The following is a 15,882-nucleotide window of genomic DNA, read 5'->3' as shown; positions in this document are numbered from 1 at the left end:
TCAAAAGGGCTAAAAAGCCCTTTTGATATATGTGACATACGGTAATAGACGTATTAATTAAAATAGCGATTATTAATCAGTTTTAGCGAGCGGTCACTACCATTAACCAAAATGGTATTTGAAATACGGCTGTACGCATCTATTGATACACCATCCATCAAGATGGTTGGTGTGATAGCTGTGGCGGCAAATATGACATCAGAAGTACTCACCATCTGGTCTAAAGATAGCACTTCACCAATTTCTAACCCCATTTGTTGACAGCGCAATATTTCTTGTGCCGCGAGTTGTTTGTTTTCTTCGCTATCACCTTTGGCTTTATCTCGAGAAATTAGCCTTGCTTGCATATCACCGCCTAAAGCGCGTGCGATGGCTGCACTGATAATGCCTTCAGGAGCACCACCAGTCCCATACATCATATCAATGGGATGCTCCGGAAGAATGGTAAGTAATGAGGCGAGTACATCACCATCAGGGATGGTAATCACATTCGCACCAAAATTACGGATAGTTTTAATAATATGTTGATGGCGAGGTTTATCAAGCACTGCGATTGAAAGATTTGAAATGGGTTTATTCAGTGCGGAGGAAAGAAATTCTAAATTTTTTTCTAGGGGATTTGCTAGGTGAACAGCTCCTTTCGCTGCGGCACCAACAACAAGTTTTTCCATATATATATCAGGTGCTTGAAGCAGTGTTCCCGTTGGCGCGGCAGCAAGTACGGCAATGGCATTTTTTTCATTACAAGCCACCATACGTGTTCCATCAATAGGATCTACTGCGATATCTAACCCAACAGACCCGGATTGTTTGCCAACTTGCTCGCCAATATATAGCATGGGAGCATCGTCGATTTCACCTTCACCAATGACAATTTTGCCATGAAAATCAATTTCATTTAGGCGATTTCTCATTGCTTCAACAGCGGCTTTATCTGCGGCATTTTTATCTTGTTTACCTACCCAATCGAAGGCAGCTACAGCAGCGACTTCGGTAACGGAAGCGATAGCGGAAGCTAACTCATCACTAATTTTCATTTTTTGTTCGTATCCTAGGTGTATAAAAGAAAAGTACTTATCTCTATGATACGTTTTTTGTGATCTGTCTGGCAAATTATAGGTGATAAAAGCAACAGAGAATTTAGTGCCGTAATGAAATGGCAGCCTATGTTTAGGCTACCATTAATTTGAAAGCTAAAGCATTTCGACGATAGTGATACCGCCAATAATCGAAATTAAGGCAGCAAGTGTACTTAATAACACGGTTCCAGCAGAGGTTTCCGTATAGGCCTGATTACTAATTGCTAATGCAGGAACAGCGGTCGCGGTGGGTAATACACCAATGATAAACGCGGCTTTAAGTAAATCATCTTGTAATCCTAAAGCGAGCCCAGTCCCTAAAATAAGAGCGGCTTGAACAAAGTTTTTGATAAAGACGTTAAATATAATTTCCTTACTTATTGTCAGTTTGATTCCTGAAAGGAGCAATCCAAGGAAGAATAAAGCGACTCCGCCTGCTGTTTTACCTAATTCATTAACTGAGTTTTGTAATATTTCAGGTAATTTAACACCAAAAATAGCCAATAATGCCCCTAGAATAGGAAGAAAAACTAAGGGCTGGGCAATGGCTTTTCCAACAGATTTAAAGACACTATGCCCTTGTTGTGAGCCACTGATCATTAAGAGAGTAAATGGGATAATAATGACAGTATAAATAAGGTTGCCTAATACCATAGCGATTAAGCCTGATGACCCGACAGTTGCGAGCAAGACAGGTGGCCCACAGTAGGCCATATCAGGAAAAGACACCGACAATGCTTGCATTGCAGCATCTTTCTTATTGTGACGAAAAATAAACTTACCAAAAATAAAACCAATCACGTATGTTGCAATTAGTCCTACGGCTAATGCTAATAAGTAGTCAATATTGAGCAATACCGAGGGTGGAGCCTGTGCAGCAGCTAGAAATAATGCAAATGGTAATGCTATTTTAACTACAAAGTCAGCAAAGGCTTGGGAATACTCTCTTTTGATAAACCCATATTTACCCGATAGCCAACCGACGGCTAATCCAAGAACAATGGGCCCTAAAGCAGCAAGTATAATGTGAGTTAACATTAAAAATTCTCCCGATATTATGCGATAGGCTTTGTCGAATAAAAAATCTGTGGAATGACAGTTAACATTTTCCCGTGTGTTAACTTTATTTAAATTAAAACATTTATGTTTTTATCAGTGCTTAATTAAGAAACTAATTAACATAATTATAAATGACTTTAGTCATTTAAGGATAATAAGTATTAGAGTAATGTTTGCAGATAAAGCTATTATATAGATAACATAATAAAAAAAATTGTACTAATAAAATTTTAATGACTAATTTTTTGAGCATCTAAAAAGGAACATTAAGAATAGATAGTTATATCAGTTACCTATTCTTTATGAATGAAATTATCATTAAATGATGATTAAGGGGTTTCTTAGTTACTAAAATAACTAATGGGAGTATTAATAAGTCATACATAAAAGAAGGGAAGTATCGCTTCTTTTTTGTCTAAGGTATACCTAAAAGCAGCATGTAATGAATTATTTTGTAACAGTTTATTACATTTGGTTGGCAAGGGGATCAATGCTATCTACACTAGCAGTAATCACAGCCTTTATTTTCCAGATTCTAAATTGTGAATTTTTTTATGAGGAAACCTATTTGTGGACACTTGGATACTAATAGGACTTGTATTCGTTTTCCTGCTAGTGCTAGCTCCGATACTTGCTATCATTGCCATCAATCGAACAGGTCGGATGCAGTACCAAATTTCGATGTTAAATCAGAAGGTTTCTTCATTAGAAGCCCAGCTTTTAAACGCTAAATATACGCCAAGTATATCTGTCGATAGTGTGACGTCTTCCCAATCAGGTTTAGATGAAATACAAAATACGCACATAGAGCAAGAGGGGAGCGAATCTCTTTCGGGTGTTGATGCTAAACAAGACAGACAGCAAGAAATTTCCTCAATGAGCCATGTGACTTATCTGCCAGTTGAAAAAGAGCATGATTTATCGGATACAGAAAACTCGCCTCTCATTAGGGAACAAACTACCCATGAAAATTCCCTTAATCATCCTTTAAGTAATGAAAGTATCAATCCGAATAGGTTTGATAACACGCAAGCACAGCGAGTAGACGCAAATCGGTTTAATCAAAATCAACCTGAGACAAAGCAAAATACTGCCAGTGATGATAAATCAATATTCAATCATTTCTTTAGTTGGTTAATGAAAGGAAACCCGGTTGCTAAAATTGGTATCCTACTGTTATTCCTAGGTGTCGCATATTTGCTGAATTACAGTGTGCAAAATGAAATTATTTCACCTCAAATGCGTTTAATCTTCAGCGCAGTAGGGTGCTTAGCTTTATTAGGTACTGGCTGGTGGCTACGGAATAAAAAGGCATTATTTGGGTTGATTTTACAAGGGGGGGCAATTGGTTGCTTGTATATCACTATTTTTGCTGCCTTTAAACTGTATACGATGATGCCTTATGGGATGGCATTTGCCTTTATGTTACTTATTTGCGCGGCAAGTATTGCTTTGGCATTATTGCAACGTACAATTAGTTTAGCTATTCTTGCATCGATAGGTGGGTATTTAGCACCTATATTGCTTTCGACTGGCGGTGGAAGCCATGTTATTTTATTTTCTTATTATTTGATGTTATCAATTGGTATCTTAGTTATTAGTGTGTGGCAAGCTTGGCGACCTTTAAATTTAGTTGGTATGGTGATGACTTATGGTGTTGCCATTTTATGGGGGCTAGATAATTACCAGTCAGACTATTATTTATCTTGCCAACTTTTTATTATCGCTAATTTAGTGGTATTTAATGCCTTAACACAGCTATTCTCACTACGCTTTGAACACAGTAAGCAATTGGTTGTTGATAATACACTTCTATTTGTCCCTCCTTTTATCAGTATTGCACTTCAATTCTTTATTTCAGAAGGGGAAGGTTTGCTGCCAGCCTTTATTTCACTGATAGTAGGTTTGTTATATCTGATTACTGGTTTACAAGTGCATAAACGCTATAAATCCGCAGGCAAGAATATGGCGCTAGCAAATATTATTATCGGTGCTGGGTTTATCACTTTAGCTATTCCATTAGCGCTAACATTTGAGTGGACCTCGATTATTTGGTCATTAGAAGGGTTGTTAATCCTCTGGTTCGGTTTACAGCAAAACCAGAAAAAAATGGCGGCTATCGGCTCGTTATTAATTGTTATTAGCGCAATCACTTTGTTAAGTGATTATCCTTATTTATATTGGAGCCGTAGTAGTACTTATATGGTTCCAGTGCTATTAATAGCCTGCTTTATGGCTGGTGGGCTTTTCCATATTCGTCGTAAAGAAGACAGTAACTTTACTTTATTTAGTTATGGTTTCTTAATTATTGGTTTGGTGACTTGGTTGTGCTGGTTACCGTTATTTACTGATATTTTATCATGGAGTCGTGAGTCTGAAGGCTTTATTATTCTAGTTTTGGTTGTTATTTCAGTTTGGTTCTGGCGTTTATATGCTATCTATATTAATTGGGTTCCTTTGCTACTTTGCCAGTCTATTTTATGGATTGCAGGTTATTATTATCTTGGTTTAGATTTCTTAAACGACCAAAACCCAATGGGGCGTGGTGAAGGTTCTCTCATATGGCCAGTTGTTTTAGGTAGTTCTATTTTATTTGTTATTCATGCATATAAGCTTCGTGATCGTTGGATGCAAAGAATACTCCATAGCGCCAATTTATGGCTAATTCTTGCGTTTATTGCCACTCAAGTGAATTGGTTCGTCTCCATTTTACCTTGGGGCATGCACGAAATGGGATATTTTATTTATGTCATGGCCATAACGCTAACTGTTATTGTTCTCTATTGGCTACAACAAAATAGAATGCCACCGATGAAACGTAATGGACTGATTTATTGGTATTCGATGACTCCTGTTGCTATCGGGCTAATTATATTGTCTGGCTATGCTAATTTAGAAGATGGTAAATTGACATTTTGGAATTATATACCGCTAATCAATCCATTAGATGAAGCTGGGTTATTTAGTATCGCTACGTTAGTTTTAATACGTAAAGGGCTTTCTCAAAAAATACGTAAAGTAACAGCGGTTAACTTTTGGGTTTTACGTAGTTTGTTAGTAGTCACAATTGCACTTTCTGCTTATTGGTTTAACGGTATTTTAATTCGTGCAATAGCAGATTTTGCTGAGCTAAATTGGAACTATGACACACTTTATGATTCACGCTTAGTGCAAACTGTACTTTCTATCAGTTGGGCACTGGCTGCCTTAGTCTGTATTATTATTGCCTCTATTAAGAAAAATCGAATTTGGTGGTTTATGGGGGCTGGTATTTTTGCTTGTGTTATTGTCAAGTTATTCTTAATTGATATATACGGGCAAGGTGGTATTTCTCGTGCAATTTCTTTTATTGGTGTTGCATTATTAATTTTAATTGTTGGGTATTTTTCGCCATTACCACCAAAAGATACAAAAGGGAAAGTTGATAAGGAGATACAACCATGAGTTTAATTAAAAATACAGGACTAGTAAGGCTCATTGCAGTCTTCTCATTGTCATTATTGTTTTCAAGTCATTTGAATGCAGAGGCAGTAGAAGAGGTTACTCCTTATAGTTTTTATCAAGGCTCAGAAATAAATGTGCTTGATTCATCGGCTCCTTTTTACTGGTTAGAGCTTCCCGTAAATGCGTATATGAACTCAGCGTACCCCAAAACGTTGCAAGATGTTCGAGTCTTTAATGGTACTGGTAATGAAATACCTTCAGTATTATTTTCAGATACGGAAAAATCCGTTTCAAATGAAAAGATCATTTTTACACCACAGCGTTTGGTCACTCAGGTTGATAGCGTTAACTCCCATGATGATGTGCGTAGAGAAAAGCAACATCTATTAGTAGAATCTATCCCTGGCAAAGTGAATAGAATTGAGTTGCCTAGTATGCAAGTTAAAGACAACGTGGCTTATCAGGCTTATTTATTAACGAAAAATCAAAGTCAAACTAAAGATACGCCAATTAAAAACCTAGTATTAGACTGGGCTAAAAGCGAGAAAGAATGGCAGGCAAAGGTATTTGTTTTTGCCAGTGACGACAAAGAAAATTGGCTAAATATAGCAACAAATCAGCCGATTATGAATTTGAAGTTAAATTCAGAAACTATTGCAAGCAATAATATTGAGTTATTAAATGGCAACTCAAAGGCATTGAATGCACCTTATCTTATGGCTGTAATAGTAAGTGGTCCAGATATTGTTATACCTGACTTATTAAAGGTCAATGCGACCTCTAGCGTGCTTAATTCAACTTATCGTCAAGAACTATTTCATTTTGAGATGACGAATGATGGTGTTTCAAAAGATCATATAATCTATCAATTACCAAGAGCACAGCCACTGAGTGAATTACAAATACAATTGCAACAATCAAACCGCGTGATCCCACTAAAAATAGAGTATTCATCTGATAGAGGTGAAAGCTGGAAATTACTCACTAACATTGTTGCATATAATCAAACAATAGATGGTGATTTAATTAGCAATCCGAGCACAGCGCTCTATGGTGAAATGGTGGGGAAAGTAAGAATTTCAGCCCTCAAAGGGAGTTGGGAAGATCAGCCACCAAGGCTAACGGGAAAACGAGATGCTTATAACCTTATTTTTAATTTGCAAGGTCCCGCTCCGTATTTACTTGTTTGGGGGAATAAACAAGCTAGTTTTGATGAATTGACCACAAGCCAGCTTGTAGGGAAAACAGATAGCGTTGATGAGTTAATGACAAATTATCCTCAGCTATTTCTTGATAATACAATCATTGAGTTGGGTGGTGTAGATAGGCTAACTATAACGGAAGTGGTTGACGGTAGTTTTAACTGGTTGACGATTACCTTATGGGTATTGTTATTTGTTGGAATATTAGTATTAATATATTTCTGCTGGTATTTGTTAAGAGAAGTCAATTCTACAGATAAGGCGAATCATGAAGAATTATAACTAGATATTGGTATTAACCAAATAGGGAATAGTACCCTATTTGGTTTCGATTTACGTCATTGACAGTTCTGACGTCTCTTTACTTAATCATGAGAACACTTACTTATAGCCTGTTTTTTCTGACAGGGATTTGCGCTAAAACAGTCATAACGGAATAGGAGATAATGATGAAAAAAACATTACTAGCTCGTATATTTATTATGATCGTTATTTTGACTGGCTTTTCAATAGCGGCTCAAGCTGCGAATAATACAGTATTAACAGAAATTATAGCGCACAATAAAGTAGCGTATGAGTATGTGTTACAAAATACAGATCAAAATGAAGCAGATATAGAGTTTGAACGGGAAGCGAAAGAACTTGATAGTTCTCAGTTGCGTAATATTGTTAACGATAAACGTTTTACTGGCCGACAATTCAGAATACATGAAAAGTAAGTCATATCTGAATTTTTTGCTGTAAACATGCGTATATTGAGTAATAAATCTACGACCTACATAAAGGAAATTCTATGCATCAAGGCCAATGTTTGTGTGGTTCTGTAAAAATCACAACAGCAAAAGATATTAGTCATGTCAGTGTATGCCATTGTGGAATGTGTCAAAAATGGAATGGCGGCCCTGGCTTTAGTGTTGATTGTGGTAACGATTTAATGGTAGAGGGGCAAGAGTCTGTGTCAATTTTTGCATCATCTCAATGGGGAGAACGTGCATTTTGTAAGAATTGTGGTTCACACCTTTTTTATCATTTACTCACACCTTCAACATATTATGCATCAGCAGCTTTATTTAAAGAGAGTAAAGATGCGCAAATGAGTATGCAAATTTACATAGATAGTAAGCCCAAATATTATAACTTTGTTGAAAGAACACCCATGTTGACAGAGAAAGATATTATGGAAATGATGTCCCCATCATCGGATTAAACTCTGTGGCTATAGATTTAATAGTAAGTAATAAGGAATACAGTGGCAGTCGATCAGACTATATTTTTTGATTCTATTCGTTAAATTGACCTCTTATTTGTCATGCGGTCGACTTAAATTTGTTTTACAATTAAGGTAATGACTAGGTTTAGAAGTTGTTCAGAGGAATAACAAATGAATAGTATGAAAGGAATGCGTCATGCGAGTAATATCGCGTGGGTACTACAATGGATATTAAATATTGGCTTGATCTCACTCGCTGCCGTACTTGTATTCTTTTTAGCTAAAGAAACGGTGACAATGGCCTCATTAATGTTTGGTAGCTCAAAAGGGGCGACGGCCTATGAGTTGTTAGAAGGCATTGTCATTTATTTTTTATACTTTGAGTTTATTGCCTTGATAATAAAATATTTTATGTCGGGCTATCATTTCCCGTTAAGGTATTTTATCTATATTGGTATTACTGCGATTATTCGTTTAATTATCGTTGATCATAGTGACCCTATGACAACTTTGTTGCATGCAGGGGCGATTTTGGTACTAGTCGTTGCACTTTATATTGCAAATACTGAAAAATTAAAGCGTGAATAACATACATTAGTGTAATTTACTTGCATACAAAAAAAGTGTAATTATTATTCCTTTTTTTGTATGCGCAGACTCGAAGTCAAATACTTAAGTGATATACCCTGCATTTAAATCTATAAGTTAATAAAATTTAAGATATGTAATTTTTGGTAATTAAAATTAATATAAATAATTCTAATATTTTATTTTGTAACTGGTTTATCCTGTAAAAACTAATCACAAAAATATTTTACTTTTATATATAGGTTATTTACTGTTATAAAGTTTCTATTCTAATAACATAAGTAGCTTGTAAATATGACAACAAAAACACTTCCCAAGAAAAAAGGGTTCTTAAACCGTGTCGAGCGCATCGGTAATGTTATGCCTGATGTGACTATGCTGTTTGTGTACGCCCTGATTATATGTTGGTTTTTATCTTATCTGCTTTCTTTCGTAGATTTTAGTTATTACCATCCTATTTCAAAAGAAAAAATTGCTATAGTTAATATGTTTCAGTATGAGGAAATCATATTATTTATCACTGCGGCAGTTAAAAACTTCATTAATTTCCCTCCTCTTGGTATCACGATAGTGGCAACATTAGGTATTGGTATTGCTGAAAGCAGTGGTTTCATTAATACCGCATTGAAAAAAATGTTGTCGTTTATTTCACCAAGAATGTTAACGCCTACAGTGGTGTTTGTGGGGATTGTTTCTCATATTGCTTCAGATTCTGCCTATGTCATTTTAATGCCAGTTGCAGCAATGATGTTTTATGCGAGTGGTCGTCATCCATTAGCTGGGATTGCTGCTGCATTTGCAGGCTTAGCGGGGGGATTTACTGCAAGCTATACGCCATCAATTATTGACCCAATAATGCAAAGTTTTACGCAAGATGCTGCACAAATGCTAGCGCCGGGTTATAGCGTAAATGTTTTATGTAACTATTTCTTTAGTTTGGGTGGTACATTCGGGGTTATTTTTACCTGTTGGTTTATCACTGAGAAGATTGTTGAACCATGGCTAAATAAAAACTGCCCAATCAGTTCAAACGAAGTTGATACTGATTCTGAAAAAAATTTAGGTAAAATTACTGCTGCTGAGAATCGTGCTTTTCGTATTTCTGGTTTAGTACTAATTGCTTTAGGTATCGGATTATTTGCACTATTATGGCCAGAGAACTCTCCATTACGTGGACCTGATGGTAGCTTAACTAGCCCTAAAGCACCTATCATGCAAATTGTTGTGCCTTTATTATTTATTTTCTTTGCTTTGCCAGGCATTGTTTATGGTTATATGACGAAATCTTTTACATCAACAAAAGATGTTGTCAAGGCAATGGAAAATATTACTAAGTCACTTATCCCATTTATTGTTTTTGCTTTTTTTGCTGCCCAATTTTTATATTCATTCCAACATTCTAATTTAGGCACATTATTAGCGCTTTCAGGGGCAGAGTTATTACGTACACTTGATATGCCATCTGGAATGACCGTTTTTGGCGTTATTCTATTAACGGCTATCTTAAATATTATGATTACTTCTGCGACATCAAAATGGGCAATTATGGCGCCAGTATTAGTGCCTATGCTAATGGCAGTCGGAATTTCACCTGAATTAACCCAAGCGGCATTTCGTGTCAGCGACTCTGCAATGAATGTGAGCACACCGATGTTTCCGTTTTATCCGTTAATCCTGATGTATTGCCAGAAATACTATAAAAATGCAGGAATAGGAACATTGTGCTCAATGATGATCCCATTCACCGTTGGGCTATTAATTATTTTAACTTCAACATTATATTTATTCTGGGCTTTTGATATCCCAATTGGTTTCGACAGTGGTTACACATGGCATCCTGCACCATAAGTAGGGCCAATACCCTACCTATTAAATAGGTAGGGTAAATATAGTTAATGCAAGGAATATAAAATGAACGAATTAGGTAAGCAATTAGAGCAGCGTTTTTATCGCTATCTCGCTATTGAAAGCCAAAGTGACGCAGCAAGCACGGTTGTTCCAAGCACAGAAGGGCAACGTGAGCTGGCAAAATTATTAGCGCAAGAGCTTGAAAGCTATGGTCTTAAGGATGTTTATATTGATGACCATGCCATCTTATATGCAATGCGACCAGGAAATAAACCTTCTGCACCCAAAATAGGTTTTGTCACTCATCTAGATACGGTCGATGTTGGTTTATCTCCCATCATTAAGCCTCAAACCTTGAAGTACGAAGGTAATGACTTATGTTTAAATGAAAAAGAAAATATTTGGTTTAAGGCAGCAGAGCATCCAGAAGCCGCACCTTATGTGGGTGACGATATTATTTTTAGTGATGGTACTAGCGTACTGGGCGCTGATAATAAAGCCGCTGTAACGGTTGTTATGGAATTAATGAATAAGCTGCAATATGCCGATTTTGATTGTGGCGATATCTACGTTGCGTTTGTACCGGATGAAGAAATTGGCCTGCGCGGCTCTAAAATTATGGATTTATCCCGCTTTAACGTTGATTTTGCTTATACGATTGATTGCTGTGCACTTGGTGAAGTTGTGTATGAAACGTTTAATGCTGCTTCTATTGAAGTTTCAATTAAAGGTATTACCGCACATCCTATGTCAGCTAAGAATGTATTGTTGAATCCTATTCGTGTAGCTCATGATTTTATTGGGTGCTTTGATCGTTTTGATACTCCAGAACATACAGAGCATCGCGAAGGCTACTTTTATGTGACAGATTTAATCGCAAACCCAGATAACGCTAAAATTAAAATGGCGATCCGTGATTTTGACCGTCATAGTTTTTCAGCTCGAAAACACTTTATAAAACAAGCGATTGAATTAATAAAAGCGCGTCATCCGCGTGCAAAAATTGAGTGCAACATTGTAGATGTGTATAGCAATATTAGCGACTCATTAGGAGATGACCGTACAGCGATTGATTTAATTTTTGATGCATTGAAAATTCAAGAGGTTGAACCTAAGGTGATCCCAATGCGCGGTGGTACGGATGGCTCTGCTTTATCAGCAAGAGGTATCTTAACCCCAAATTATTTTACTGGTGCACTTAATTTCCACTCATGTTTTGAGTTTTTACCAATCAGCTCTTTTGAGAAAAGCTACTTAGTATCAGAAACCATTTGTCGTTTAGTTGGAAAAAAATAACCTATCATTTTATTTTTAATATAAAGACCATCCAATAAGGTGGTCTTTAATTATTAATAACCATGAATCATTCTTTTAAATTATAATTCAATGTTATTTTTAATAAAACAAAGATAAATAAAAAAGTGTATATAAATTTTTTATTTATTCATTTATTATTTTTGCAATTAATTTTAAAGTCCAATAGGTGAATTAATTGATTAATATAATAATAATTGATGATAATAAAATTGCAATTCGTGGTTTTGAGGCATTTTTTTCACGTCACATACGCTATAAAGTTGTTGCTTCTTTTCCATCAGTAGAGCATGTGGTTACATGGAATCGATGCCAAAAAGCAAATATGATTTTAATCAGTAGTGATAGTTTTCGTTATGACTCACTAAAAACCATACAAACACTTCGCCGAACTCAGCCGGATGTCGGGATCATTATTTATAATGTCAGAAATAATCCTTCGTTTTTTTTAAAAGCGTTAGATATCGGTATTTTCGGTTTACTTAGCATCAATGTGACAGAAGAGGACATCATTGAAGCTATCCAAATAGTGAGTGCTAAGCGGCGGATAATATCTCCAGATATTGCCCAAGATCTTGCTCTTCAGCGGTTAACTTGTAGTAATCAACAAGATTTATATGATTTATTATCGGGACGTGAGTTAGAAATTATGTTGATGATCACTCAGGGAATGCCTATCAAACAGGTGGCAGAGTCACTTTCCTTAAGCCCTAAAACAGTCAATACCTATCGATATCGAATGTTTAGTAAACTTAATATCTGTAGTGATGTAGAATTAACTCATATAGCCATCAGTTATGGTTTAATTACAGCAAAACAGGGTTTATTCGCGTGTCAGAACAGTTCGAACCAAAAGCTTTCTTAAAAATAGTGACTAATCAACCTGGTGTATACCGCATGTATGACGCTGGGGAAACGGTTATTTATGTAGGAAAAGCAAAGGATCTCAAAAAGCGCTTATCAAGTTATTTTCGCGAAAATGTGGGGAGCCGCAAAACAGAGCAGTTGGTTAAGCAAATCGCCTCTATTGATGTGACGGTGACTCATACTGAAACAGAAGCGCTATTACTTGAACACAACTATATTAAGTTGTACCAACCACGTTATAACGTATTGTTACGCGACGATAAATCGTATCCTTATCTATTTTTAAGCAGTGAAGCACACCCTAGAATTTCGATGCATCGAGGGGCTAAACATGCGAAAGGTGAGTACTTTGGCCCCTTCCCAAGCTCTTATGCGGTGAGGGAAACATTAGCATTAATGCAGAAGTTATTTCCGATACGTCAATGTGAAGATAGCATGTATCGAAATCGCTCAAGGCCTTGTTTACAATATCAAATTGGCCGTTGCTTAGGCCCCTGTGTTAACGGTTTAGTTTCTGATGAAGACTATAATCAACAAGTTGAATATGTTCGTTTATTTTTAACTGGAAAAGACAAACAAGTTTTAGCTGGTTTAGTTGAACGTATGGAAAAGGCGAGTTTAGAGCTACGTTTTGAAGATGCAGCCCGCTTTAGAGATCAAATTCAAGCAGTCAGGGCAGTTACCGAGGAGCAATATGTATCGGGTGATAGCGATGATCTGGACGTTATTGGTGTTTCTTTTGAATCGGGCCTTGCTTGTGTGCATGTACTTTTCATTCGCCAAGGAAAAGTACTTGGAAGTCGCAGTTATTTCCCCAAAATTCCAACAGATACACAGCTTGAGGAAGTGGTTCAAACCTTTTTAGGTCAGTTTTATTTGCAAGGAAGTGAAAATAGGACGTTACCTGGCGAAATATTATTAGATTTTGCATTAACAGAAAAAGAATTATTAGCTGAGTCTCTTTCTGAGGTCGCTGGGCGTAAAATTAATATTCAAAGTCAGCCTCGTGGTGTGAGAGCTCGTTACTTAAAATTAGCGAGAACGAATGCATCAATTGCACTTTCAACTAAATTAGCACAACACTCGACAGTACAACAGCGCATGGAAGCACTTGCTAAAGTGGTTCATTTAGAAAATATCAACCGTATGGAGTGTTTTGATATTTCACATACGATGGGGGAGCAAACCGTCGCTTCTTGTGTTGTATTTGATAAATCGGGTCCAGTTAAATCTGAATATCGTCGTTATAACATTACTGGTATCACTCCTGGTGATGATTACGCGGCTATGCACCAAGTTTTAACGCGTCGATATGGTAAACATATTGATGAAAGCAAAGTTCCTGACATTATCTTTATCGATGGAGGAAAAGGCCAATTAGGGCAGGCAACGGATGTATTTAATTCACTTGACGTTGATTGGGATAAAAAACACCCATTGTTAATTGGTGTTGCTAAAGGTAGTGACCGGAAAGCGGGGCTTGAAACGTTATTTTTAAAGCCTGAAGGAGAAGGTTTTTCATTGCCACCTGATTCGCCAGCTTTGCATGTAATACAGCACATCCGAGATGAGTCGCATAATCATGCGATTACGGGACATCGACAACGACGAGCAAAAGTCAAAAGTACGAGTGCATTAGAGTCAATTGAGGGGGTTGGCCCGAAACGTCGGCAGATGTTGCTAAAATATATGGGCGGGTTACAACCTTTACGTAATGCAAGTATAGAAGAAATCGCAAAGGTGCCCTCGATCTCATACGCCCTTGCAGAAAAGATTTATAATGCATTGAAACAGTGAGTGTCTTAGGGCAACATATTCATAATATCCAACTTGGTCAAAAAGTTAGTGAGCGTGATGAAATTAAACATACCAACGTGGTTGACATTATTTCGCGTCATCCTAATACCGTTTTTTGTATTAGCCTTTTATCTCCCTACCGCTTGGGGGCCGTTTGCATGTGCGCTTATTTTTGTTATTGCAGCGGTAACTGATTGGTTTGATGGTTTTTTAGCAAGGTTGTGGAAGCAAACTACAAAGTTTGGTGCTTTTTTAGATCCTGTTGCTGATAAAGTTATGGTCGCAACAGCGCTAGTGTTAGTCACAGAAAGTTATGATGTTTGGTATGTAACGTTACCTGCAGCAACTATGATTGCACGTGAAATCATTATTTCGTCTTTACGTGAATGGATGGCAGAGATAGGTAAACGCAGCAGTGTGGCAGTTTCTTGGATTGGTAAATTTAAAACAACGGCTCAAATGATGTCATTAGTCGGTTTATTGTGGCGTCCAACACCATTAATTGAAAACCTTTCAATTGCACTAATGTATGTTGCGGCTATCTTAACATTTTGGTCAATGTTCCAATATTTAAAGGCAGCATGGGGCGATTTGAGCGAAGCGTGATCGAAATGATTGAAAAAACAGCGAACGATCCAATTATTTCAATATTTGTATTGACTCGATAGGTGAAATCAGTAGAATGCAACGCATCGAACGGCAACATGGTTTACAAAAATAAATAAGTAAATCAGCCAGTTTGAAAGCATAAGCTGAAAAGTGAAGCTTAATGCGGGAATAGCTCAGTTGGTAGAGCACGACCTTGCCAAGGTCGGGGTCGCGAGTTCGAGTCTCGTTTCCCGCTCCAAATTTCGAAAGAAATTCGGACAAGGCGCGTTAGCAAAGCGGTTATGCACCGGATTGCAAATCCGTGTAGCTCGGTTCGACTCCGGGACGCGCCTCCAAATTTAGCCCAGGTGGTGAAATCGGTAGACACAAGGGATTTAAAATCCCTCGGCCTTTAGGCTGTGCGGGTTCAAGTCCCGCCCTGGGCACCAATTTAAAGTAATTAAACGCTATTAAGTGTTTAAGTTTGCTAATCACAGTGTATTTTATAGAATGCATGGGTTAGTTGGGTAAGTTAATAATTGCCCAAATTTTAGAGAAAGACAATTTAGCCCAGGTGGTGAAATCGGTAGACACAAGGGATTTAAAATCCCTCGGCCTTTAGGCTGTGCGGGTTCAAGTCCCGCCCTGGGCACCATATAAATTTCCAATCAGCTATGATTTGAAATTAACAATTAACCACCTTTAGGTGGTTTTTTTGTATCTAATTTCCTTAAAGTGTTTTGTATCCGCTCAATTAATATCAATTCCTAGTAGTATTTCTTATTTTTATTCAATGGCTTATTAAAAAACAAAACGTTTTTTTATTGTGTCAATTAACGCGTAATTCGTGTAAAAAACCGTAAGTCAGACCGTTCCGTTAGTGTTT

At 37.0% G+C, this 15,882-nt stretch carries 12 protein-coding genes and 4 tRNA genes; 14 read left to right on the top strand and 2 right to left on the bottom strand.

The features are described 5' to 3' along the window. Positions 1-53: 53 nt before the first annotated feature. Together glpX and P3L44_RS12895 are read right to left on the bottom strand one after the other, a co-directional pair. Positions 54-1,031 (bottom strand): class II fructose-bisphosphatase, encoded by a 978-nt coding sequence (gene glpX, locus P3L44_RS12900; RefSeq protein WP_410480060.1) that lies wholly within the window; start codon positions 1,029-1,031, stop codon positions 54-56. A 162-nt stretch (positions 1,032-1,193) separates the two neighbouring features. After that, complete coding sequence (locus tag P3L44_RS12895; protein ID WP_004910140.1) at positions 1,194-2,117, bottom strand: AEC family transporter; 924 nt, start codon at positions 2,115-2,117, stop codon at positions 1,194-1,196. Between the two features lie 591 nt (positions 2,118-2,708). On the opposite strand from P3L44_RS12895, the gene P3L44_RS12890 reads away from it, so the two are divergent. From P3L44_RS12890 to P3L44_RS12825, 14 genes are all read left to right on the top strand, one after another. Continuing rightward, positions 2,709-5,582: a DUF2339 domain-containing protein gene (locus tag P3L44_RS12890; RefSeq protein ID WP_272661495.1), complete on the top strand. Its 2,874-nt coding sequence runs from the start codon at positions 2,709-2,711 to the stop codon at positions 5,580-5,582. Further along, positions 5,579-7,066 (top strand): DUF3999 family protein, encoded by a 1,488-nt coding sequence (locus P3L44_RS12885; RefSeq protein WP_272660596.1) that lies wholly within the window; start codon positions 5,579-5,581, stop codon positions 7,064-7,066. Before P3L44_RS12890 ends, P3L44_RS12885 begins: the two co-directional genes overlap by 4 nt. A gap of 167 nt (positions 7,067-7,233) precedes the next feature. Then, a complete protein-coding gene (locus tag P3L44_RS12880; RefSeq protein WP_094961218.1) occupies positions 7,234-7,503 on the top strand; it encodes a hypothetical protein in 270 nt (89 codons plus the stop codon). A gap of 74 nt (positions 7,504-7,577) precedes the next feature. After that, a complete protein-coding gene (locus P3L44_RS12875) occupies positions 7,578-7,991 on the top strand; it encodes a GFA family protein (RefSeq protein WP_094961219.1) in 414 nt (137 codons plus the stop codon). 183 nt (positions 7,992-8,174) lie between these two features. Then, positions 8,175-8,582 (top strand): phosphate-starvation-inducible protein PsiE, encoded by a 408-nt coding sequence (gene psiE / locus P3L44_RS12870; protein ID WP_172412229.1) that lies wholly within the window; start codon positions 8,175-8,177, stop codon positions 8,580-8,582. Positions 8,583-8,876: 294 nt separating this feature from the next. Next, complete coding sequence (locus P3L44_RS12865) at positions 8,877-10,430, top strand: AbgT family transporter (protein ID WP_004263378.1); 1,554 nt, start codon at positions 8,877-8,879, stop codon at positions 10,428-10,430. Between the two features lie 63 nt (positions 10,431-10,493). Continuing rightward, a complete protein-coding gene (gene pepT / locus P3L44_RS12860) occupies positions 10,494-11,726 on the top strand; it encodes a peptidase T (RefSeq protein WP_140170669.1) in 1,233 nt (410 codons plus the stop codon). Between the two features lie 196 nt (positions 11,727-11,922). Then, positions 11,923-12,609: a LuxR C-terminal-related transcriptional regulator gene (locus tag P3L44_RS12855; protein WP_140170668.1), complete on the top strand. Its 687-nt coding sequence runs from the start codon at positions 11,923-11,925 to the stop codon at positions 12,607-12,609. Continuing rightward, positions 12,576-14,408, top strand: a complete 1,833-nt coding sequence (uvrC, locus tag P3L44_RS12850; protein ID WP_272661496.1) for an excinuclease ABC subunit UvrC — start codon at positions 12,576-12,578, stop codon at positions 14,406-14,408. The genes P3L44_RS12855 and uvrC overlap by 34 nt, the downstream gene beginning before the upstream one ends. Positions 14,409-14,465: 57 nt before the next feature. Then, positions 14,466-15,014: a CDP-diacylglycerol--glycerol-3-phosphate 3-phosphatidyltransferase gene (pgsA, locus tag P3L44_RS12845; protein WP_125890883.1), complete on the top strand. Its 549-nt coding sequence runs from the start codon at positions 14,466-14,468 to the stop codon at positions 15,012-15,014. Positions 15,015-15,179: 165 nt separating this feature from the next. After that, a tRNA-Gly gene (locus P3L44_RS12840) sits at positions 15,180-15,255 on the top strand. Positions 15,256-15,278: 23 nt separating this feature from the next. Further along, positions 15,279-15,352 (top strand) — tRNA-Cys (locus P3L44_RS12835). Between the two features lie 6 nt (positions 15,353-15,358). Further along, positions 15,359-15,445: transfer RNA gene (locus P3L44_RS12830), tRNA-Leu, on the top strand. Positions 15,446-15,564: 119 nt separating this feature from the next. Next, positions 15,565-15,651, top strand: a tRNA-Leu gene (locus P3L44_RS12825). Positions 15,652-15,882 lie beyond the last annotated feature (231 nt).

Origin of the sequence: Providencia sp. PROV175, from assembly GCF_032707045.1 — a bacterium.
Taxonomy (GTDB): Bacteria; Pseudomonadota; Gammaproteobacteria; order Enterobacterales; family Enterobacteriaceae; genus Providencia; species Providencia hangzhouensis.
This window is presented reverse-complemented; position numbering and strand designations above follow the sequence as displayed.

Coding starts and splice junctions, on each gene's coding strand:
- P3L44_RS12895 (WP_004910140.1), bottom strand. CDS start 2,117: ATGTTAACTCACATTATACTTGCTGCTTTAGGGCCCATTGTTCTTGGA.
- P3L44_RS12885 (WP_272660596.1), top strand. CDS start 5,579: ATGAGTTTAATTAAAAATACAGGACTAGTAAGGCTCATTGCAGTCTTC.
- P3L44_RS12880 (WP_094961218.1), top strand. CDS start 7,234: ATGAAAAAAACATTACTAGCTCGTATATTTATTATGATCGTTATTTTG.
- P3L44_RS12875 (WP_094961219.1), top strand. CDS start 7,578: ATGCATCAAGGCCAATGTTTGTGTGGTTCTGTAAAAATCACAACAGCA.
- psiE (WP_172412229.1), top strand. CDS start 8,175: ATGAAAGGAATGCGTCATGCGAGTAATATCGCGTGGGTACTACAATGG.
- P3L44_RS12865 (WP_004263378.1), top strand. CDS start 8,877: ATGACAACAAAAACACTTCCCAAGAAAAAAGGGTTCTTAAACCGTGTC.
- pepT (WP_140170669.1), top strand. CDS start 10,494: ATGAACGAATTAGGTAAGCAATTAGAGCAGCGTTTTTATCGCTATCTC.
- pgsA (WP_125890883.1), top strand. CDS start 14,466: ATGAAATTAAACATACCAACGTGGTTGACATTATTTCGCGTCATCCTA.